Genomic DNA, 20,822 nt, shown 5'->3' with positions numbered 1-20,822 from the left:
AAAATTGGATTAAATATAAAACATATAAGATTCTTGTTCTCCACCTGAGTAGTTTGCCAAGTCCTCTAGTGTTGTATTATCGAGTACTTCTTTTACAGCATCACGAATACGTATCCATAATTCCCTTTTTGCCGGCTCTTCATCCTCTAGTACTTCAACTGGACTAATTGGCCCCTCAAGAACACGGATGATATCTCCTGATGTAATATTCGATGGCTCATCGCCCAATACATACCCACCATAAGCACCTCGGATACTCTTCACAAGTCCAGCATTTCGCAATGGTGAAATTAATTGTTCTAAATAGTGTTCAGACAGTTCATTTGTTTGTGCAATAGCCTTTAGTGATAATGGCCCCTTTCCATGATTTTTAGCAAGCTCAATCATAATTGTAAGACCATATCTTCCCTTAGTTGAAATTTTCATTCGTTATACACCCCTATATCCCTAATTACTTAGATGATTAACATTAATCGTTTCATGCTTTGCAATTCTTTTCTGTAATCTATCAGAAAAATCTTGACACTGTGGCAGCGCATATCCTGCAACATATCCAATGATTAAACTATATATAATTGTACCAAAAAATACAGGTCCACCTAAGAACCAGCCAATAATTAAAACAATAATTTCTATCCCTGAGCGGATGTACTGAATCTTCCAACTTGTGATCTCAGTTAAGGCAATCATTAGACTGTCTCTTGGACCGGCCCCAACTCTCGATGATATATACAAGCCCATTCCATAACCATTCACAATTATTCCAACTAAAAGCATAATCATTTTTCCACTTAAAGTAGTTGGTGTAACAAAAAATGGAATCATCATATACATGTCGATGAAAACACCAACAAGCAACATATTCAGAAAAGCTCCAATTTGAGGTAGGCGTTTTGTTAATAGTGCGGAAATAAGCAAAATGAAAAAGCCAACAATTATTGACCATGAACCTATTGTTAATCCAAGTTGTTTATAAAGTCCAATATGAAAGACGTCCCATGGAGATGCTCCCAAATTTGCTTTTATAATTAAGACAATTCCTAAAGACATTACTAATAATCCAACAATGTAGATTGACCACTTCAAAATGTGGTGGCTAAGGCTTGACTGAGCTCGCATTTATCCTTCACTCCGTTCTCCTCTATGCAGTTAATACTCGCTCTTCTCTATATAGTAAACCAATATAAAATTATAGCACAAATTGCATTTCATTTGTATTTTATGAGACTTTCACAATATGATAAAGTTAACATAAAATCGTGAAAATCTAGGAGGAGAACTCTTTTGTTGTTTGAATCACTTATCGAGGCACCTTTGTCTTATCGGATGAGACCGAGAAATATAGACGAAGTAGTAGGACAAAAACATATTATCGGCAAAGATACCGCTCTATATAAAATGATAAAAAATGGACATATTCCTTCAATTCTTTTATATGGCGAGCCAGGAATCGGGAAAACCTCAATCGCTACGGCGATTGCAGGAACAGTCGAAATGCCATTTATCTCAATTAATGCGACAACAGCTGGAAAAAAAGATATCGAACAGGCTGTTACAGTAGCAAAAACAGAAGGAAAACTTATTCTATTCATCGATGAGGTTCATCGCTTCAATAAATTACAGCAAGATTATTTATTACCACATGTTGAACGTGGACTCATTTCATTAATTGGGGCGACAACTGAAAATCCCTTCCATGATGTGAATCCAGCCATTAGGAGTAGATGTGGTCAAATTAAAGAGTTAAAACCATTAACAAAAGAAGACCTAAATGAATTAATCCATCGTGCACTCGAAGACAAGGAGCGTGGATTAGGATCCCTTCCAATCGAAATTTCTGAGGAAGCGATTGAAACCATTGCATCTTCCACAAAGGGTGATGCTCGCTCTGCTATGAATGTACTTGAAGATGTTGTAATGTCTTCTAAAACTAAAGGATCTGAAACAATTAACATCGAGATTGAGCTCGTTCGAGAATGTGTTGAGAACAAAGGTTTTTCCCATGATAAAGATGGGGATCTCCATTATTCATTAATGTCATGTCTACAAAAAAGCATAAGAGGCAGTGATGTTAATGCTGCTCTTCATTATTTGGCTCGATTAATTGAAGGCGGGGACTTAATTTCAATTTGCAGGAGACTTACAGTCATTGCTTATGAGGACATATCATTAGCAGCTCCAGAAGTAGCTGTTCACACCGTGATGGCCTGTCAAGCTGTTGAAAGGCTTGGTCTTCCCGAAGCAAGAATTCCATTAGCAAACGTTGTGATTGAACAATGCTTGTCACCTAAAACTAACAGCGCTTATAAAGCGTTAGATCTTGCAATAGAAGATGTTAGAAATGGTAATATTGGCGAGATTCCTCTACATTTAAGGGATGCACATTATAGTGGTGCAAGTAAATTAGGACATGGAATTGGTTATAAATATCCACACGACTATCCAAATGGGTGGGTCTCACAGCAATATCTGCCTGATGTACTTTTGAATACAAAATATTTTCAACCGAAACAAAATGGTCAAGAGAAATATTTTTCAAAGGTTTATGATCGTCTAGAAGGGTTAAAGGAAGAAGGGAAGAAATAGTAAGCTCTATTTCCTCCCTTTTTTGAACACACAATATTACTATGCTGCTACATCACGTTTTGTAAAGACTAACCATGATAGTGCATTAAATACTACAAAATAGATGACTAACACGATGATAGAGAACGTCATTGTCATGCCCTCAATTAATATTTCCCCTGTTAAGTATTGGGACAAGTCTGTATTCGCAAAAAGAATATATTTTGCCCAATCAAATTTCATTGCTAACAGTACGGTTGCGTTAACACCTGCAAACATAAGGAAGATTGCCAAGCCTATCGCAAGACCACTATTTCTAAATACAGTTGAAATCATAAACGCAAAGGTTGACATCATAATTAAGTCAACTGACTTCAATCCAAATACTCCAAGAATATGCCATATCATATTCACCTCATGTACGGCCCCACCCCGATAGACAAGATGTGGCTGTGACCCATCAAAGCCGAAGAATAAACCACCAACTAGGAATGATATAATAAACAGAACTACTAATGAAATTAATGCAAATAATATTGTACCGATATATTTTGAAAGTAGTATTTTTGACCTCGATACTGGTCGAATGAGTAGTAATTTTATCGTTCCCCATGTAAATTCTGAAGCAACACTACTTGCGCCAACAATAATTGTAAACAATGTGATTAATGAAACAATTCCTGCTGCATTGCTCATAAAGCTCCACATCGAAGTAGATTCAATCGGAGCAATATTATGCTCCAAGCGATATTCGTTAATTGCTAATTGTCTTTTAGAATAATCCTTTGTCATCTCTGGAAAATCTTCATTAGCGATGTCTGCCTTATGCATTTCATTTTGTTGTTGGATATTTTTTTCCCATGATTGATTATCACTATCACTTAAATTAGCAGTAATATTCATGATTATTCCTAATCCAATCGTTGCAACGATAAGAATTCCAATCATAATCCATGTAGAGATACGACGGAAGTTTTTCATATTTTCATTTTGGATTAACTTCACTAAACTACTCAATTTTATTACCTCCTGTTACTTCTAAGAATCGGTCTTCTAGTGATTTTGAAATTTGTCCAATACTGTATACTTTTATCTCATTTTTTACTAAACTAGCATTCACTTCTGGGATCATCTCATTATCAAGTGATATCTCAATTCCAGAGTCTGTCTGTGTTACTTCAACTTCAGGATACTCATTAGATAAGATAGATGAAGCCTTTCCAGGGTTATCAACTTTGAATAGCACTCGTAATAAATTGTCACCATTCATAAAATCAGTCACTTTTTGAACACCGACAAGACTACCATTTTGAATGATTCCGATTCGATCACACATCATTTCCATTTCAGAAAGAAGATGACTCGAAACAATAACAGCTAGGCCTTCTTCTCTCGCCAACTTTCTAGTATAATCACGGATTTCCCGAATTCCAGCTGGGTCAAGTCCATTTGTAGGTTCATCCAATATTAAAATGGATGGTTTATGAAGCAGTGCTTGTGCAATCCCAAGACGTTGTCTCATCCCAAGTGAATATGTCTTTACTTTATCTTTGATTCTATTTTCAAGTCCTACAAGTTGGACGACTTCCTGAATTCTTTCTTTCGTAACACCATTTACCATTCGACCATAATGTACAAGATTTTGATAACCTGTTAGAAATTTGTACATTTCCGGATTTTCAACAATTCCACCAATATGTCTTACGGCTTGTTCAAAGTTTTTAGCAATACTCGTACCTTTAACAATTACCTCGCCATCGGTAATTGACATTAATCCAACGAGCATTCGAATTGTTGTTGTCTTCCCAGCCCCATTCGGACCAAGAAATCCAAATACTTCACCTGGATATACATCAAAGGATATCCCCTTAATTATATTTTTCCTACCTATTGTTTTTTTTAGATTTTTCAATTGTAAAACCGGTTCCACTTCTTTTCCTCCTAACAATTTGTGAAATTTTGCTTCATCCATTCAAGTACACTTTTCCCTTCACGCTCACGTAAAGTATCTACGTCTATGAAGTCAATAAGGTTCCCATTTTTTATCAAAATAACCGAATCTAGGATAAATTCTACTTCATTCACTTCATGAGTTGAGATAATCAATGTTTGATTTTCAATGTCTAAAAAAGAGATCAGCCCTTTTAAAATAGATTCACGTACCATTGGGTCAAGCCCTGATAACGGTTCATCCATAAGTAAAAATGGAGCCTTTCTCGCAAGAGTGAGTGCAATTTTCACCCTACCTTTACTTCCTTTAGATAAGTGCTTAACCTTATCAGATGGATTAACATTTAGAAATTGAAGAATCTCGATTGCTTTATCAATACTAAAATCTTTAAACTGTGAAGCATAAAATTGAACAATTTGTATCACTGTGAAAAATGGATACAGTGTATCATGCTCTGATAGATAGGCAATATCCCGGCAACTTCTTCTTGATAATTTTTCGTTATTAATCAGAATTGAGCCACTCGTCGGTTGAACAAGACCTGCAATCATTTTCAAAGTAGTAGATTTACCACTACCATTAGATCCAAGAAGACCAATAATTCTTCCAGATTCTAAAGTTAATGAAAAATTATTTACAACTAAGCGACCTTGGTACTTTTTAGTCACATTTTTAAGTGTAATCATTCCACTCCCCCATTATTCGAATCAATGCTCCTCATTAAGATTTCAATCATTTCTTGTGGTGTGAAACCCATTTCAGCCATATTATGAATAAACGTTTGAATGATATCAACGCTAAGTTCCTCACGTAGATTATTTAGAACATCCATATTCTCCGTTACAAATGTTCCTTGCCCTCTTCGTGTCTCCACTACCATCATCCTTTCTAGCTCACTATATGTTCTCTGAACTGTATTTGGATTAACACCAGAATTGAGAGCCATTTCTCGAACTGAAGGGAGTTTATCACCGGGTTTTCTCTCATTTCTGATGATTTGGCCACAAATTCGATCAACTAATTGTAAATAAATTGGCCTAGAAGATTGAAATTCCTCACCCAACAGCTACACCTCAACTTTCCTATCAATCATCCACTTAGATAAAAAAATCATAATCACTGCTAATATAATTTCATAAAGAATATATCCAAATACTAATTGACCTGAATCAATGAATAATTGACTGTTACTCACTGAGACCGAATAACTGTCTAGTAAAGGTGATTTGACTTTACCCCAATTCGTAAGCTTCGAAAAGAATCCAGTTTTTTCAAATTCATAAAGAATCCAACTAACAAATCCAAAACAAGCAATGATGGCTACCCAAGTTAGTTTTTTAAAATACTTCTTAATTACTTGAAAAAGTGACCAGAAGAACATTGCTACTATACCTAAATAAATAGATGTAAAAACTAATGAACCTCCTACAATCATACTAGTAGGGACGATTAAATCACCAAGTAGTTCCTTAGGCAATTCAAATTCTTTCTTTGCAACTTGGATGACATATAAGCTAAAAACACCTGTAATCAACAGTGATTCTAACATGCCAAGGAGTGCAATAGTGAATTTGGGTAAAAATAACAATAGAGGTGAATTTGGGTTATATAACCAAATTTGATGTTGCTTCGTCTCAGCATGCAAACTATAGAAAAGAAATAACGGGATATAGAAGACATGCATAGGTACCATAAAAATAACAAATATAATCATTCCAATGGTGCTATCAGTTTTTAATGAAATTAAATAAACAGTCATTATCAGGACTGTGATAATTCCTAAATCAATTATTAACTTACTTCGATTCAAATAAAATTCCTTGATTAACAAACCCTTAAATTGTCTTATTGTTTATCCCTCCAACTTCAGAGTATTAGTGTACTATCCAAATAGTACACTAATACATTATTAATCGTCAATAAGAAATTTGAAGGATTTAACAAAATATCTAAGACACAAAACTATTAATGTATAAAACCAAAAATTCGTGGTCATGCTAGATATAAAGATACTGCGGTAAATTACATTACTAAATGCTGCACAAATATGAGAAATCTAGCAATACTAGTAAAGGTTCAAAAGTGAGAAAAAATCCTTTTAAACCACATCTAAGGAGTTGATTTTATGAAAGTAAGGCAGGATGCATGGTCACATGAAGATGATTTATTATTAGCAGAAACCGTTTTGCGTTATATTCGTGAAGGAGGCACACAATTAGCCGCATTTGAGGAAGTAGGCGACAAGTTAAATAGAACATCTGCAGCTTGTGGATTCAGATGGAATGCTGAAGTTAGGAATAATTATGATCAAGCAATCGCCATAGCGAAAAAACAGCGAAAAGAGAGAAAGCGGGCATTAGAACGCTCAAATAAAGTTGATGTAATAACTAATTCAAGCCAGGAAACTAAAAGTATTATATTACCAGAAGCAACTACGACAGTTATAGAGGAATTCTCTACTGAATTATTGCCAACCACAAAATCTATTACGCTTACAGATTGTATTTCTTTTTTAACAAATTTACGAAAAGAAGATATGCTCTCTAATCAAATTGAGCATGAGAACAATCGTCTTCGCAGAGAGAATGACGCATTGCTTCAACAAAATAAAGAATTAGAAAAAAGATTAGAAAAACTGGCGAATCAACAGACTATGATTCAAGAAGACTACCAAGCACTTGTTCAAATTATGGATCGAGCTCGACGTATGGTTATGTTTGAGGATAACGAAGAATTAAGTGCTCCAGCGTTTCGGATGGACAAGAATGGGAACCTTGAACAAGTCGCAAAATAAAAAATCGTGGCGTGAATGCCACGATTTTTCTATTTTTCATCACTTACACGCTTGATTTTAATGTCTGCTAATAATTTTTGTACTGTATGACTAGCCATGATAAGCCCACAAACAGATGGAACAAACGCATTAGATGAAGGTGGCATTTTCGCCTTGCGAATTTTTGCATTTTCATCGGTAATCTCTTGTCGAACATCTTCTCTTATCACTATTGGACTTTCATCAGAGAAAACAACATCAATTCCTTTATGAATGCGTTCTTTTCGTAATTTCGTACGAATCACCTTAGCAATTGGATCTGTATGTGTTTTTGAAATATCAGCAATTTTAAATCGTGTAGGGTCCATTTTATTTGCAGCACCCATACTAGAAATGATCGGAATTTTTCGTTTTAGGCATTCCTTCATAAGATGTATTTTATATACAATCGTATCAGAAGCATCAATTACATAATCAAGTCCATAACTAAAAAATTGTTCATATGTTTCTTCCGTATAAAATATCTTCAGCGCAATAACCTCACATTCCGGGTTAATGTCTGCAATACGTTCCTTCATAATTTCTACTTTTGATCGTCCAATTGTTGAAAGTAAAGCAGGAAGTTGACGGTTAATATTCGTTATATCAACATCATCCTTATCAACCAAGAGAAGTCTTCCAACACCTGATCGTGCAAGTGCTTCTGCAGAGAATGATCCCACTCCTCCGACCCCAAGTACTGCAACGGTGCTATTTTTTAATGTTTCAATCCCTTGTTTCCCTATCGCTAATTCGTTTCGTGAAAATTGGTGTAACATAAACCTCATCTCCATAAAAGAAATTCTTAACTCATTTTTCCCGTTTTTGACTATATCATACTTTTTTAAAATTGTAAGTATTTCGATGTGAATTATATAAATTTTTTACCAATAAAAAAACTGTGAAAAATGACTTTCTCACAGTTTTTTATTCTTTTATTCTTCAACATTAAGTGATAAGTGCAGATCACTAAGTTGAGCTTGGCTAACAGTACTTGGTGCCTCCATCAATATGTCACTAGCACTTGCAGTTTTTGGAAAGGCAATTGTGTCGCGTAAATTTGAGCTTCCAGCAAGTAACATGACAAGACGATCAAGTCCAAGTGCAATTCCACCATGTGGCGGTGTGCCATATTCAAAAGCTTCTAGTAGGAAGCCGAATTGTGCTTTGGCTTCTTCATCGCTAAATCCTAGAACTTTGAACATCTTTTCTTGAATATGTCTTTCAAAAATACGAAGTGAACCACCACCAAGCTCATAACCGTTTAGAACAAGGTCATATGCTTGTGCCTTCACATTACCAGGGTTCGAATCAAGCTGTTCAATGTCTTCACGAACTGGCATTGTAAATGGATGATGGGCTGCGAAGTATCTACCTGCTTCCTCATCATACTCAAGCAGTGGCCAGTCAGTAACCCAAAGGAAATTAAACTTAGATTGATCAATTAATTCAAGTTCTTTTCCTAATCTCATTCTTAGTGCTCCTAGCGCGTCTGCAACAACATTTCTCTTGTCAGCAACAAATAATAGTAAGTCACCTGTTGTAGCCTCTAGTACTTGGCGTATCGTTTTTTGCTCATCCTCATTAAAGAACTTTGAAATTGGCCCTTTTAACTCCTCTTCTTCGACTTTAAGCCATGCAAGACCTTTTGCTCCATAACGATTCACAAACTCCGTTAATGCATCAATATCCTTACGTGAATACTTATCAGAAGCACCCTTCACATTGATGGCTTTTACTTGACCACCATTTTCAATCGCACCACTGAATACTTTAAATCCGCTATCTTTAACTAACTCTGATACATCGACTAATTCCATTTCAAATCGTGTATCTGGTTTATCTGAACCATAACGCCCCATTGCTTCCTCATAAGAAAGTCTTGGGAATGGGGTTTGGATCTTAATTCCTTTAACATCATTCATAACCTTAGTCATCATTTCTTCCATCATAGCCATAATATCCTCTTGACTCATGAAAGATGTTTCAATATCAATTTGTGTAAATTCAGGTTGTCGGTCTGCACGAAGATCCTCATCACGGAAACATCGCGCAACTTGATAGTATCTTTCAATCCCACCAACCATTAACAATTGCTTGAAAATTTGTGGTGATTGTGGCAAGGCATAGAACTCACCTTCATGTACTCGACTAGGCACTAAATAATCGCGTGCACCCTCTGGAGTACTTTTGGTAAGGATTGGTGTTTCAATATCAAGAAAATCCGCATTATCTAAGTATTCACGAATAGCCTTCGTCACATTATGCCGCATTTTGAATGTTTCAAACATAACTGGGCGACGAAGATCCAGGTATCGGTATTTCAGACGTACATCCTCAGATACATCTGTTTGATCAGCAATCATGAAAGGAGGTGTCTTTGCTGCATTTAATATCGTTATTTTTTCAACCTTAACCTCAATCTTACCTGTTGCAAGATTGTTGTTAATTGTTTTGTCTTCACGAGCAACTACTTGACCTTCTACATCTAATACGTATTCATTTCTAACACCTTCGGCAATCGAAAGTGCTTCTTCCGAAACTGCAGGATTAAAAACGATTTGAACAATTCCTGTTCTATCCCTTAAATCAATAAAAATTAATCCACCAAGATCTCGCCTTTTCTGTACCCAGCCTTTTAATTTTACTGTCTCTCCAATTGCTTGATCCGTTACTTCTCCACAATAATAAGTTCTTCCAAACATGTTATTTCACCCCTGCAATATATGCTATAAATTGATCTATCATTACTTCCTCTTGTTCACCAGTCTCCATATTTTTCACATTAATCACATTACGTTCAAGCTCTTCATCACCTAAAACAGCAACATATCTAGCTTGTAATCGATCAGCTGCTTTAAATTGAGCTTTCATTTTCCTTTTTTGATAATCCTTCTCTGCGGTTAACCCAGCTTTCCTTAACTCATGGACAAGAACAACCGATTTTTCAGCCGCATTTTCACCAATTGTTGCAACATAACAATCGAGCTTTGTCTCAGTTTGTAATTCAATACCTTCAGCATGTAATGCTGCTAATAATCTTTCAATACTTAATGCAAACCCAATACCAGGTGTTTCTGGGCCATCAAATTCTTCAACAAGACCATTGTAGCGTCCACCACCACATAATGTTGTAATCGCTCCAAATCCTTCTGCATTACTCATGATTTCAAATGCAGTGTGATTGTAATAGTCTAGTCCCCTTACAAGCCCTGAATCAACTTCAAAGTCAATATGTAAATCTCGTAAATACATTTGTACCTTCTCGAAATATTCCCTTGATTCATCATTTAAATATTCGATTATAGATGGCGCAGTTTGCATAAAATCATGATCTTTATCCTTTTTACAATCAAGTATGCGCATTGGATTTTTCTCAAGTCTTGATTTACAGTCAGAACAAAATTCCTCAATTCTCGGTGAAAAATGACTTATCAATGCTTCTCTATGTGCAACTCTACTATCAATATCACCAAGACTATTAACGACTAATTTAAGTTTTTTTAATCCCAACGATTGGTATATTTCCATTGCTAGAGAAATAACTTCTGCATCAATTGCTGGATCATTACTGCCCAGAGCCTCGACACCAAACTGAACGAACTGTCTAAATCGACCCGCTTGTGGCCTTTCATAACGAAACATCGGTCCACAATAGTAGAGCTTTGTTGGTTGATTTGGATTTCCGAACATTTTATTTTCCACATAAGATCGAACAACCGCTGCCGTTCCCTCTGGTCTTAACGTTAAACTACGCTCACCTCTATCTTGAAATGTGTACATTTCCTTTTGAACAATATCAGTTGTTTCACCAACACCTCGTAAAAAAAGGTCTGTATGTTCAAAAATAGGAGTCCTAATTTCTTTGTAATTAAATCTTTTACAAATATCCCGTGCCTTTTCCTCAATAAATTGCCATTTTTCCACATCACCAGGTAGAATATCCTGTGTTCCTCTAGGAATATTAATTGCCATATAAAATCCTCCTTCTTTAACAAAAAAACGAAAAAATAAAAAACTCCCATCCCTACAATAAATTGTAGGGACGAGAGTTAGATCCCGTGGTGCCACCCTAGTTAAGACTCGACGTCCAATGAGCTACGAATCTCTTCGTTAGCTTCGTTTCCTCCGTTGCTCATGCACCAAATACGTGCACTCCGCGACTCGAAAACTCGCTGCCTCGACCTTCTTGCTCCTTGACCGTCTCACACGACATCCAATGAACTGCGAATCTCTCCGCTAGTTTCTTGAACTGTCTTGTTATTTCAGTCTTCACTCGATCAGTTAACGCCTGACACGTTCAGCTCCTACTAGAGTGTAATCTTTTTCAGAGAGAAACCTAAGAGGTGTTCGTTCAATAAGTCATCATGCTGGAATGCTTTCAGCCTTTGGCATTCCTTCTCTTTTCATGTGTAGTCTTATCTACTGTTCCCCATCACTGGTTCATTTATTAAAATTATATATTATCTTACGTATGAACAGACAGATTGTCAAGGTTACTTTTTATGATCGTTCTAATTTCTTTTTCATTTGGCGAACTTCTTTTACTGAAATTCCAAATTCAGACGCCAATTCCACATAGGTAGAATTTTGTTCTCTTTCAATAAAATCATGGAAGTCGACCCCGAACATTTGATTTGAACCTCTTTGTGCATGATTGCTCTTTTCACTATATCTCATGAGGGCACGTCCTTTTCTTGTGTTATAATACATATCTTGCCCTTTTTCATTATTTTATTTCCAATTAAACAAGGATTTTTTCCTTTTGTCTCGAATTAGTATAAAAGTCATGTTTTTTTACGATTTTAAGGAGGCTTCTACAGTTGTTACATAAGTTTTTAAAAATATTCCTTAGTTTATCATTATTGTTTATATGTTCAATCACACTTAAACCAAATATAGGTACAAAAGCTCAAGCATCTTCTACTGCAATTATTAATACATCAATCTTAAATGTACGAGAGGGTCCTGGCTTATCCTACAATATTAAAAGCAAAATAAAACAAGGTGAGCAATATAAAATCCTTGAAAGAAAAAATGATTGGCTGAAGCTAGAAATAACCAAAAATAGTTCTGGATGGGTAGCATCTTGGCTAATTAAAGAAAGCAATTCAGAAAGTATTGCAGCAAATGATACTTCCAAAACTGTTAAATCTGTTAAATCAACAGTTGATGGACTACGCTTGCGTACTGGACCCGGCACTAGTTTTCAAATTATGGGTTCACTGAACAAAGGACAAGTTGCTCAATATATTGATAAAAATGAGAGTTGGACGAAGGTTAAGTACAATAACCAAATTGGATGGGTCTCATCACCATTCCTTACAACTATACAAGGTTCAAACAATAAACCAGACGTAACTAATAAACAAAAATCAGGCAAGGTTAATACTTCAGTCTTAAATGTAAGAAGTACGCCTAACCTCCAAGGTTCAATTATTGGGAAGCTAACAAAAGGTAGCACTGTTTCAATCAAAAACGAACGTGAAAATTGGTTAGAAATTACTTTTAACAAAGGAAATGCTTGGGTTCATCGCGACTATATTAATGTTGATACAACAAATGAAGATCAAGATGAACAGGAAGAAGAACAACATGAAACTCAGCCAGATCAAAACATACAAGATGGCATAAAGAAAGCAACTGTTACAGCTTCAAGTTTAAATGTTAGAGATAGTGGATCATTATCAGGAAAAATTATTGGAAAGTTAAAAATAGGTGAAGAGGTTACAATCAACAAAGAAATAAATGATTGGAGTCAAATTACATTAACTAACGGAAAAAAAGGCTGGGTGGCAAGCTGGTATTTGGAAGTTCAAGAACTTCACGCACCCGACAAAAATGAGCAAAAAGCAACAACGGTAAAAGTTCTTTATAATGGTACCAATATACGAACAGCTCCATCCTCTACAGCACCTGTTACTGCTAGAGCAAATGAAGGAGACGTATTTAATATCTCCGCAACTGAAGGTGACTGGTATAAAATTGTATTATCTGATAAAACAACTGGTTATATAGCTGGGTGGATTGTAGAAGTCAATGGGAATACCTCAGTCGTTCAAAAACCAGGTGTGAATCAATATTTAAAGAATAAAACAATCGTTATTGATCCTGGTCATGGTGGTCGTGATGGTGGAACAGTCGGTGTGAATGGAACAATTGAAAAAAATGTAACATTAAGAACAGCCAGACTCGTTTTTGATAAATTACACGCGGCAGGTGCAAATGTAGTATTAACTCGAAATAGTGATCTATATGTTAGTTTACGTTCCAGGGTAAGTACATCGCACTATCGAAATGCAGATGCATTTATAAGTGTTCATTATGATAGCACTACTGATCGAAGTGCGAGAGGGATTACTTCTTATTATTATAAAAATATTGATACTGCTCTCGCATCCACGATGCAATCAGAATTAATCAAGAATACAAATTTTAAAGATAGAAAGCATAGGAAGGGTAATTATCAAGTTTTGAGAGAAAATAAAAATCCTTCAGCACTGCTTGAACTAGGCTTTTTAAGTAATCCTACGGAAGAATACTCGGTAAATACAAATTCATTCCAAGAAAATGTTTCTAACGGAATTTATTATGGATTAGCCCAATACTTCAAAGGACGATAAAAATACAAAAAAATGCGAGTCAAAACTGACTCGCATTTTCTATTTACTTTCTAGTATAAGTGTGACAGGACCTACATTTGTGAAATTAACATCCATCATTTCCCCGAAAGCACCTGTTTGAACAGTTATCCCTTTGCTTAGGAGCTCTTGATTAAATAATTGGTACATTTCATTTGCAAACTCTGGTTTAGCAGCTTCCATGAAATTAGGCCGTCTTCCTTTTCGACAATCACCATACAAAGTAAATTGTGAAACAGATAGAATATCACCTTTTGTATCAAGTAAAGACAAATTCATTTTCCCTTCTTCATCTTCAAAGATTCTAAGGTTTACAATTTTATCAGCCAAATATTTAACATCTTCGATTGAATCAGAATGGGTGATGCCAACCAGTAACATTAATCCATTATCAATTGATCCAATCATTGTATTATTAACAGTTACACTCGCATTTTTGGCACGTTGAACGACAACCTTCATATAAAAACCCTCTTTATTTTTTAGCTCATTACCCTTCGAACTGAATAAATATCAGGAATTTGTTTTATTCTCTCTACAACCTTATGAAGATGACTTACATTTTGAATGGATATTGCCATATTAATTGTAGCCATTTTATTTCGATCAGATTTACCTGATACAGAGCTAATATTTGTTTTTGATTCATTTACCGCTTGAAGCACTTCATTAAGTAATCCCCTACGATCATACCCAGAAATTTCAATTTCAACATTGTATTCCTTGCGATCATACAGATTACTTTCCCATTCTACCTCTATTAATCGTTGCTGAGCATCTAATGTATGGACGTTTGGACAATCAGCACGGTGTACTGATACTCCTCTCCCCTTCGTGATAAAGCCAACAATTTCATCACCTGGAACTGGGTTACAACACTTAGACAAGCGAATAAGAAGATTTGATATTCCTGAAACCTGTACTCCCGATTCTCGTCTTTTCGTTGATGTCATTTGCCTCATTTCAGCAACTGCTTCGGCAACATGCTGATCCTGTTCTAGATCACGTTTTTTTCGCAATTTTTCAGTAAGTCGAGTAACAATTTGTGCCGCAGTTATACCGTTATACCCAATGGCAGCGTACATGTCCTCTTCATTTGAAAAATTAAATTTCTCATATACCCTCTTTAAATTTTCAGTAGTAAGAATTTCTTTCACTTCAAAATCAAGGGTTTTTATTTCCTTCTCTACAAGTTCTTTCCCTTTTTCAACATTTTCTTCTCGGCGTTGTTTTTTGAAATATTGGCGAATTTTATTTTTTGCTTGTGAAGTTTGAGCTAATTTAATCCAATCTTGGCTCGGTCCGTATGAATGCTTGGACGTTAATATTTCAATGATATCCCCTGTTTTTAATTTATAATCAAGGGTTACCATTTTTCCATTCACTTTTGCGCCAATCGTTTTATTACCGATTTCGGAATGAATCCGATAAGCAAAATCAATTGGAACAGATCCTGAAGGAAGTTCAATTACATCGCCTTTTGGAGTAAAAATAAAGACCATATCTGAGAATAAATCAATTTTTAAAGATTCCATAAATTCTTCAGCATTTGATGCGTCATTTTGCCATTCTAATATTTCCCGGAACCATGTAAGTTTCTCTTCGAACGTAGAGGTTTGATCTACTGGTTTTCCTTCTTTATACGCCCAGTGTGCTGCAATTCCAAACTCAGCAATTTGGTGCATTTCAACAGTTCTAATTTGAACCTCAAGTGGATCACCTTTTGGACCAATTACAGTTGTATGCAAAGATTGATACATATTCGGCTTAGGCATAGCAATATAATCCTTGAATCTTCCAGGCATTGGTTTCCAACAAGTATGGATAATACCAAGTACGGCATAGCAATCTTTAATACTATTAACAACAATTCTTACTGCAAGTAAATCATAGATTTCATTAAATTGCTTATTCTGGATAACCATTTTACGATAAATGCTATAAATATGTTTCGGTCTACCAGATATTTCTGCTTTTATCGAAACTTCATCGACACGATGCTTCACTTCAGCAATCACTTCTTCAAGATATTGCTCACGCTCAGCTCTTTTTTTCTTCATTAAATTCACAATGCGGTAGTATTGTTGCGGATTTAAATAACGTAGTGCAGTATCTTCAAGCTCCCATTTTATTTTGGAAATACCTAAACGATGTGCTAGAGGAGCGAATATTTCAAGTGTTTCATTTGAGATTCTTCGTTGTTTCTCGGGTGGAAGATGCTTTAGAGTTCTCATATTGTGTAGGCGATCCGCAAGTTTAATAAGAATAACTCTAATATCTTGGGCCATTGCCACAAACATTTTGCGATGATTTTCGGCCTGCTGTTCTTCTTGTGATTTATATTTTATTTTCCCTAATTTTGTAACTCCATCAACAAGCATGGCAACTTCTTCTGTGAATGCTTCGCTAATATCCTGCAAGGAAACATTTGTATCTTCGACAACATCATGTAAGAAGCCACCCGCTATAGTAGAAGGATCCATATCGAGATCTACTAGAATTCCTGCTACCTGCACAGGGTGTACAATATACGGTTCACCTGATTTTCTAAATTGATCTTTATGGGCCTGCTCAGCAAATTTGTATGCGCGATAAATAAAATCGACATCTTGATCCGATAAGTACCGTTTCGCATTTTCAATCACTTGCTCAGGAGTTAATACCTGCTCGTTTGCCATGGATTATATCACCTTTTTATGTTGAGGTAATCCAAAGTTGAAATAACATGTCCACCTTTGAATTCCTATTATGAAACTTTAGTATTGTTACTATTATCTTGAAAATAATCGTAGATGTAAAGGGAAATAGAAAGAATTATCATTTTCAACACGAACTTTATCAAAAAGAGCACTCAGAAGTGAGCGCTCAAGCAATTTTCATTTAGAATTTCATTAACGTTAAAACATCATATCCATCAAGCTTTTTACGGCCATCTAAATATGTTAATTCAATAATAAATGCGATACCAGCAACAATCCCACCAAGCTCTTCAACTAATTTTATTGTAGCTTCAATTGTGCCACCAGTCGCTAACAAATCATCAGTAATTAATACTCGTTGTCCAGGTTGAATAGCATCTCTATGCATTGTTAATACATCTTTCCCGTATTCAAGACCATATTCTACCTTAATTACTTCTCTAGGTAATTTTCCTTCTTTTCTTACGGGTGCAAATCCAACGCCATGAGAGTATGCTACCGGACAGCCGATGATAAAGCCTCGAGCCTCTGGTCCTACTACTAAATCAATTTCTTTTTCTCTCGCATACTGAACGATCTGGTCTGTAGCATATTTATATGCCTCACCATCGTTCATTAATGGTGTGATGTCCTTAAATTGTATTCCTGGCTTAGGATAGTCAGGAACCACAGTTACAAATTTTCTTAAATCCATTAAATTACGGCCTCCTCAAGCGATAACGAACCTTTATTAAGTAAATCAAACCAGTCTTTTAATTGTTGATATGATGAATACAATAATTTATTCTCCAATTTAATCTGTTTCTCTTTCAATTGGTATGTTCTTGATTCAGTCAAATCTCTTTTTGAAGGTTGATTTGATAAAGAGATAAATCCCTTGTCTATTTTAACAAATTCTAATTCAAAAAACACCTTTGACATAAAATCTATTGTTTCCTTTGACCATCCCCGGTTTTTAGCTAGCTCTTCAGAGTATCTTGATATGTCAAAAGGCCCTTTTTTAGCTAAAAAAGCATAAAACCATTTAAAATGCTCTCTAGTTGGAATCGTGCTAAAAAAATGATCCTGATCATTATAAAATAAAGAATAAATTCGACTTGGAAAAGTGGTGTTAAATAATGTCTTAATTAGACTTTCATCCTGAGGTAGATCAAGTAAAACTACATAATCCGAATGAAATTGCTGCATTAATGCATCCTCATGCTTTTCAATGATAATAATTTCATCATGTATATTTGAAAGATTCAACTTATCGATTGTATCAGCTGAAAAGGCGATTAATCTTCGCTTATCCTTTTCAATTTTTCCTAATAAAGCAGAAATATTCTTCATTCCTCTACTATCAAACAATTGCCATTCGTTAATCGCAATATCTTGTAGCATGATCTGTGGTTTTCTACTATTATTCCACTCATTTATACTTAACTCACCCACGACTGAAATCTTAGACAGCGGTGAAATATTTTCATATACATGTCCTAATCCAAAGCCAACACTATCAAGTGTATAATCGTCTTGACTGAAAACAATTTTTATATGATTTTGTTCAGAGCCGATCTTACGAATACTAGAGATTCCAAGATCTTCAATCATAACTTTCGGTTTCGGATTACCCATACCGAATGGCGCCAACTGTTCCATTTGCATAATTGATTCAATAGAAATATCATGTAATGAACATATTGCATCGATATTTGTAATTGCTTGAAAGTCTTCGGGTTGTAATACCTCATTTGCTATCGTGTTAAGTCTCGTTCTTAATTCCCCTACATGTTCCAACTGAAGTGTCATTCCAGCTGCCATTGGATGTCCACCGAAATGTGGTAAAATATCCCGGCAGGTTGAGAGACTTTCATATAGATTAAAACCTTCAATGCTTCTTGCTGACCCTTTTGCTACACCTTTTTCACGGTCAATACTTAATATAATAGTAGGTCGATAGAAACGGTCAACGAGTCTTGATGCGACAATACCAATTACTCCTGCATTCCAACCTTCCCTTGCAATAACTAACACAGGATTAGTGGAAGGATGATAAAACTCTTCAACTTCCTTAATTGCTTCTTCTGTCATTTGACTGACTAAACGCTGTCTCTCTTTATTTAGCTCATCAATTTCGTCCGCAATCATCAATGCTTCCTCTGCATCATTTGTCATTAGAAGGTGTACTGCTGGATCGGCTGATTCAAGACGACCTACTGCATTTATTCTAGGTGCTATCGCAAAACCAACCGTTTCTTCATTTAATTCACTTTGCTCAATTCGAGCCTTTTTTAATAATGCTAATATTCCAGGTCTATCTGTTTCTCTTAGAGCTGTTATACCTTTTTTTGCTAACAAACGATTCTCACCATGCAATGGAACTAAGTCCGCTATTGTTCCAATTACAACAACATCAAGTAAAGAGGTGGGCACTTCACCTAGTAAAGCATGTGCAACTTTAAACGCAACTCCAACACCAGCTAATTCCTGAAAAGGATATTGACTGTTTGGCTTTTTTGGATGGATAATAGCAATCGCAGCTGGTAATTCTGGACCAGGTTCATGATGATCCGTAATTATTAAGTCAAGTCCAAGTTCTTTCGCCACCTGTGCTTCATGTAGCGCTGATATCCCGGTGTCTACTGTAATAATTAGCGAGTATCCTTCTTTTTTTGCCCATTTAAATGCATTTTCATTAGGACCATAGCCCTCTGAAAATCGATTTGGTATATAAAAATCTGCAACTGCTCCCTTTTCACGTAGGGCAGTTAACATAACAGTTGTACTACTAACACCGTCTGCATCATAATCACCAAATACTAAAATATGTTCATTTTGATGAATTGCTTTTTCAATTCTTTCAATGGCGATGTCCATTTCATCAAGTAAGAATGGATCATGAAAATTAAGTTGATCCGGTTGGAGAAATGCTTTAGCGGATTCAACAGAGTCAATGCCTCTATTAACAAGTAGAGAAGCTACTAGAGGTGAAGCTTGGAGTTCTTTTTCTAGAAGATTAATTTTATCAATGCTGTTTTCACTTAGTTTCCAACGAGTTTTAGATTGTAACATACTTTCACCCCTTAACCATCTTATTATACCTTTGTGGCCAAGGGGTTTCAATGATGTGATGTTTAAAAAGTACTGGAAAAACCTTTATTCATATTTGGAATCATCTTCTGAATAAGGATTTATGTGAACGAGAACATTTTGGACATGATGGATTTCCATTAGTTTCGCTTTTACTTCTTTTCCAACCCTATGTCCTTCTTCTACAGTCATATATGGATCAACAGAAATTTTCAAATCCACTATGACATAATGCCCATGCTCTCTAGCATGTAGTTCTGTTATCTTTTTAACCTCAGGGACAGTTAATACAACTTTCTTTAATTCATTCGTTTCCTCTTCATGCAGAACATGATCTAATGTTGTATGAATAGCGTCTGAGCCAAATTCCCATGCCATTTTTAATATTAATACAGAAACAACCAGTCCTGCTACAGGGTCTGCATATACCATCCATTCTAAGCCGAGTTTCCCGCCTATTATTGCAGCAACAATCCCTACTAACGTGGCTAATGATGCATACACATCAGAACGATCATCGTATGCATTAATAATAAGCGCATCACTTCTAATTTTCTTTCCCAATTTATATTTATAGCGAAACATGATTTCTTTAATAATGATTGAAAATACAACTGCATAGATTGCCATTGATTTTGGAACTTTGATTGGTTCAAAAAATGCACCGATGGAGGCTTTACCCATTTCGATTCCAACAATAAATAATAAGACGGCAACAATAATTGCTGATACTGACTCTGCTTTTCCATGACCATATGGATGGTCTTCATCGGGTGGCTGTTTTGCAGCACGAACACCGAGGTATACCGCAACAGAACCGGCAACATCAGAAGCTGAATGAACCGCATCCGCTATTAATGCTCGACTATTGGACATAATGCCAATGATCCACTTAATTACAGCCAACAGAATATTACCAATCACTCCATATAAAATAGCTTTTTCAGCTTGCTTAAAGCGATCTTGATTTTCCAAAGGTCTCATCCTCTCCATTGCTTATTGTAACCCAAAAATGTAGGAGACAACTCAAATCGAGTAGAGTGAACGAATCGGAATTTTGATTCGTTCGACCCTCTCACACC

19 protein-coding genes are annotated in these 20,822 nt (G+C 35.7%); 3 read left to right on the top strand and 16 right to left on the bottom strand.

Going from position 1 to position 20,822, the window contains the following annotated elements:
- Nucleotides 1-9 precede the first annotated feature (9 nt).
- Both cymR and MJG50_RS20250 read right to left on the bottom strand, forming a co-directional pair.
- On the bottom strand, nucleotides 10-426 hold the full coding sequence (gene cymR, locus MJG50_RS20255) for a cysteine metabolism transcriptional regulator CymR (RefSeq protein WP_240257595.1): 417 nt from the start codon (nucleotides 424-426) through the stop codon (nucleotides 10-12).
- Between the two features lie 21 nt (nucleotides 427-447).
- Nucleotides 448-1,119: a YczE/YyaS/YitT family protein gene (locus MJG50_RS20250; RefSeq protein WP_240257594.1), complete on the bottom strand. Its 672-nt coding sequence runs from the start codon at nucleotides 1,117-1,119 to the stop codon at nucleotides 448-450.
- A gap of 165 nt (nucleotides 1,120-1,284) precedes the next feature.
- Here MJG50_RS20250 and MJG50_RS20245 point away from each other — a divergent pair, with 165 nt between their 5' ends.
- Nucleotides 1,285-2,586 carry a replication-associated recombination protein A gene (locus tag MJG50_RS20245; RefSeq protein ID WP_431307308.1) on the top strand — a complete coding sequence of 434 codons (1,302 nt, stop codon included), beginning with the start codon at nucleotides 1,285-1,287 and terminating at the stop codon, nucleotides 2,584-2,586.
- A 39-nt stretch (nucleotides 2,587-2,625) separates the two neighbouring features.
- On the opposite strand, the gene MJG50_RS20240 is transcribed toward MJG50_RS20245, so the two are convergent.
- The 5 genes from MJG50_RS20240 to MJG50_RS20220 are packed head-to-tail and all read right to left on the bottom strand — an operon-like array spanning nucleotide 2,626 to nucleotide 6,347.
- Nucleotides 2,626-3,582 (bottom strand): ABC transporter permease, encoded by a 957-nt coding sequence (locus tag MJG50_RS20240; RefSeq protein WP_240257593.1) that lies wholly within the window; start codon nucleotides 3,580-3,582, stop codon nucleotides 2,626-2,628.
- Nucleotides 3,575-4,495: an ABC transporter ATP-binding protein gene (locus MJG50_RS20235; RefSeq protein WP_240257592.1), complete on the bottom strand. Its 921-nt coding sequence runs from the start codon at nucleotides 4,493-4,495 to the stop codon at nucleotides 3,575-3,577. Before MJG50_RS20235 ends, MJG50_RS20240 begins: the two co-directional genes overlap by 8 nt.
- Nucleotides 4,496-4,506: 11 nt before the next feature.
- Nucleotides 4,507-5,202 (bottom strand): ABC transporter ATP-binding protein, encoded by a 696-nt coding sequence (locus tag MJG50_RS20230; RefSeq protein WP_240257591.1) that lies wholly within the window; start codon nucleotides 5,200-5,202, stop codon nucleotides 4,507-4,509.
- Nucleotides 5,199-5,579, bottom strand: coding sequence for a GntR family transcriptional regulator (locus tag MJG50_RS20225; protein WP_240257590.1), 381 nt, complete (start codon nucleotides 5,577-5,579; stop codon nucleotides 5,199-5,201). Before MJG50_RS20225 ends, MJG50_RS20230 begins: the two co-directional genes overlap by 4 nt.
- Before the next feature lie 3 nt (nucleotides 5,580-5,582).
- Nucleotides 5,583-6,347 carry a hypothetical protein gene (locus tag MJG50_RS20220; RefSeq protein ID WP_240257589.1) on the bottom strand — a complete coding sequence of 255 codons (765 nt, stop codon included), beginning with the start codon at nucleotides 6,345-6,347 and terminating at the stop codon, nucleotides 5,583-5,585.
- A 294-nt stretch (nucleotides 6,348-6,641) separates the two neighbouring features.
- Here MJG50_RS20220 and MJG50_RS20215 point away from each other — a divergent pair, with 294 nt between their 5' ends.
- Complete coding sequence (locus tag MJG50_RS20215) at nucleotides 6,642-7,310, top strand: RsfA family transcriptional regulator (protein WP_240257588.1); 669 nt, start codon at nucleotides 6,642-6,644, stop codon at nucleotides 7,308-7,310.
- Nucleotides 7,311-7,339: 29 nt separating this feature from the next.
- Here the strand turns inward: MJG50_RS20215 and MJG50_RS20210 are convergent, their stop codons facing one another.
- From MJG50_RS20210 to MJG50_RS20195, 4 genes are all read right to left on the bottom strand, one after another.
- Nucleotides 7,340-8,107, bottom strand: a complete 768-nt coding sequence (locus tag MJG50_RS20210; protein ID WP_240257587.1) for a tRNA threonylcarbamoyladenosine dehydratase — start codon at nucleotides 8,105-8,107, stop codon at nucleotides 7,340-7,342.
- A gap of 156 nt (nucleotides 8,108-8,263) precedes the next feature.
- On the bottom strand, nucleotides 8,264-10,033 hold the full coding sequence (aspS, locus tag MJG50_RS20205; RefSeq protein ID WP_240257586.1) for an aspartate--tRNA ligase: 1,770 nt from the start codon (nucleotides 10,031-10,033) through the stop codon (nucleotides 8,264-8,266).
- A 1-nt stretch (nucleotide 10,034) separates the two neighbouring features.
- Nucleotides 10,035-11,303 (bottom strand): histidine--tRNA ligase, encoded by a 1,269-nt coding sequence (gene hisS / locus MJG50_RS20200; RefSeq protein ID WP_240257585.1) that lies wholly within the window; start codon nucleotides 11,301-11,303, stop codon nucleotides 10,035-10,037.
- Nucleotides 11,304-11,831: 528 nt separating this feature from the next.
- Nucleotides 11,832-12,008 (bottom strand): hypothetical protein, encoded by a 177-nt coding sequence (locus MJG50_RS20195; protein ID WP_240257584.1) that lies wholly within the window; start codon nucleotides 12,006-12,008, stop codon nucleotides 11,832-11,834.
- A gap of 143 nt (nucleotides 12,009-12,151) precedes the next feature.
- Between MJG50_RS20195 and MJG50_RS20190 the strand changes: the two genes are divergently transcribed.
- On the top strand, nucleotides 12,152-13,951 hold the full coding sequence (locus tag MJG50_RS20190; protein ID WP_240257583.1) for an N-acetylmuramoyl-L-alanine amidase family protein: 1,800 nt from the start codon (nucleotides 12,152-12,154) through the stop codon (nucleotides 13,949-13,951).
- A 39-nt stretch (nucleotides 13,952-13,990) separates the two neighbouring features.
- On the opposite strand, the gene dtd is transcribed toward MJG50_RS20190, so the two are convergent.
- From dtd to MJG50_RS20165, 5 genes are all read right to left on the bottom strand, one after another.
- Complete coding sequence (gene dtd / locus MJG50_RS20185) at nucleotides 13,991-14,431, bottom strand: D-aminoacyl-tRNA deacylase (RefSeq protein ID WP_240257582.1); 441 nt, start codon at nucleotides 14,429-14,431, stop codon at nucleotides 13,991-13,993.
- A 20-nt stretch (nucleotides 14,432-14,451) separates the two neighbouring features.
- Nucleotides 14,452-16,647: a RelA/SpoT family protein gene (locus MJG50_RS20180; RefSeq protein ID WP_240257581.1), complete on the bottom strand. Its 2,196-nt coding sequence runs from the start codon at nucleotides 16,645-16,647 to the stop codon at nucleotides 14,452-14,454.
- Between the two features lie 202 nt (nucleotides 16,648-16,849).
- Nucleotides 16,850-17,362 carry an adenine phosphoribosyltransferase gene (locus tag MJG50_RS20175; protein ID WP_240257580.1) on the bottom strand — a complete coding sequence of 171 codons (513 nt, stop codon included), beginning with the start codon at nucleotides 17,360-17,362 and terminating at the stop codon, nucleotides 16,850-16,852.
- The gene (recJ, locus tag MJG50_RS20170; RefSeq protein ID WP_240257579.1) at nucleotides 17,362-19,722 is read right to left on the bottom strand and encodes a single-stranded-DNA-specific exonuclease RecJ; all 2,361 of its coding nucleotides are present in this window, start codon (nucleotides 19,720-19,722) and stop codon (nucleotides 17,362-17,364) included. The genes MJG50_RS20175 and recJ overlap by 1 nt, the downstream gene beginning before the upstream one ends.
- Before the next feature lie 84 nt (nucleotides 19,723-19,806).
- On the bottom strand, nucleotides 19,807-20,715 hold the full coding sequence (locus tag MJG50_RS20165; RefSeq protein WP_240257578.1) for a cation diffusion facilitator family transporter: 909 nt from the start codon (nucleotides 20,713-20,715) through the stop codon (nucleotides 19,807-19,809).
- Nucleotides 20,716-20,822 lie beyond the last annotated feature (107 nt).

Origin of the sequence: Fredinandcohnia quinoae, assembly GCF_022427965.1 — a bacterium.
GTDB classification, from domain to species: domain Bacteria; phylum Bacillota; class Bacilli; order Bacillales; family Bacillaceae_L; genus Ferdinandcohnia; species Ferdinandcohnia quinoae.
This window is presented reverse-complemented; position numbering and strand designations above follow the sequence as displayed.

Coding starts and splice junctions, on each gene's coding strand:
- MJG50_RS20195 (WP_240257584.1), bottom strand. CDS start 12,008: ATGAGATATAGTGAAAAGAGCAATCATGCACAAAGAGGTTCAAATCAA.
- recJ (WP_240257579.1), bottom strand. CDS start 19,722: ATGTTACAATCTAAAACTCGTTGGAAACTAAGTGAAAACAGCATTGAT.
- cymR (WP_240257595.1), bottom strand. CDS start 426: ATGAAAATTTCAACTAAGGGAAGATATGGTCTTACAATTATGATTGAG.
- MJG50_RS20250 (WP_240257594.1), bottom strand. CDS start 1,119: ATGCGAGCTCAGTCAAGCCTTAGCCACCACATTTTGAAGTGGTCAATC.
- MJG50_RS20230 (WP_240257591.1), bottom strand. CDS start 5,202: ATGATTACACTTAAAAATGTGACTAAAAAGTACCAAGGTCGCTTAGTT.
- MJG50_RS20175 (WP_240257580.1), bottom strand. CDS start 17,362: ATGGATTTAAGAAAATTTGTAACTGTGGTTCCTGACTATCCTAAGCCA.
- hisS (WP_240257585.1), bottom strand. CDS start 11,303: ATGGCAATTAATATTCCTAGAGGAACACAGGATATTCTACCTGGTGAT.
- MJG50_RS20215 (WP_240257588.1), top strand. CDS start 6,642: ATGAAAGTAAGGCAGGATGCATGGTCACATGAAGATGATTTATTATTA.
- aspS (WP_240257586.1), bottom strand. CDS start 10,033: ATGTTTGGAAGAACTTATTATTGTGGAGAAGTAACGGATCAAGCAATT.
- MJG50_RS20180 (WP_240257581.1), bottom strand. CDS start 16,647: ATGGCAAACGAGCAGGTATTAACTCCTGAGCAAGTGATTGAAAATGCG.
- dtd (WP_240257582.1), bottom strand. CDS start 14,431: ATGAAGGTTGTCGTTCAACGTGCCAAAAATGCGAGTGTAACTGTTAAT.
- MJG50_RS20210 (WP_240257587.1), bottom strand. CDS start 8,107: ATGTTACACCAATTTTCACGAAACGAATTAGCGATAGGGAAACAAGGG.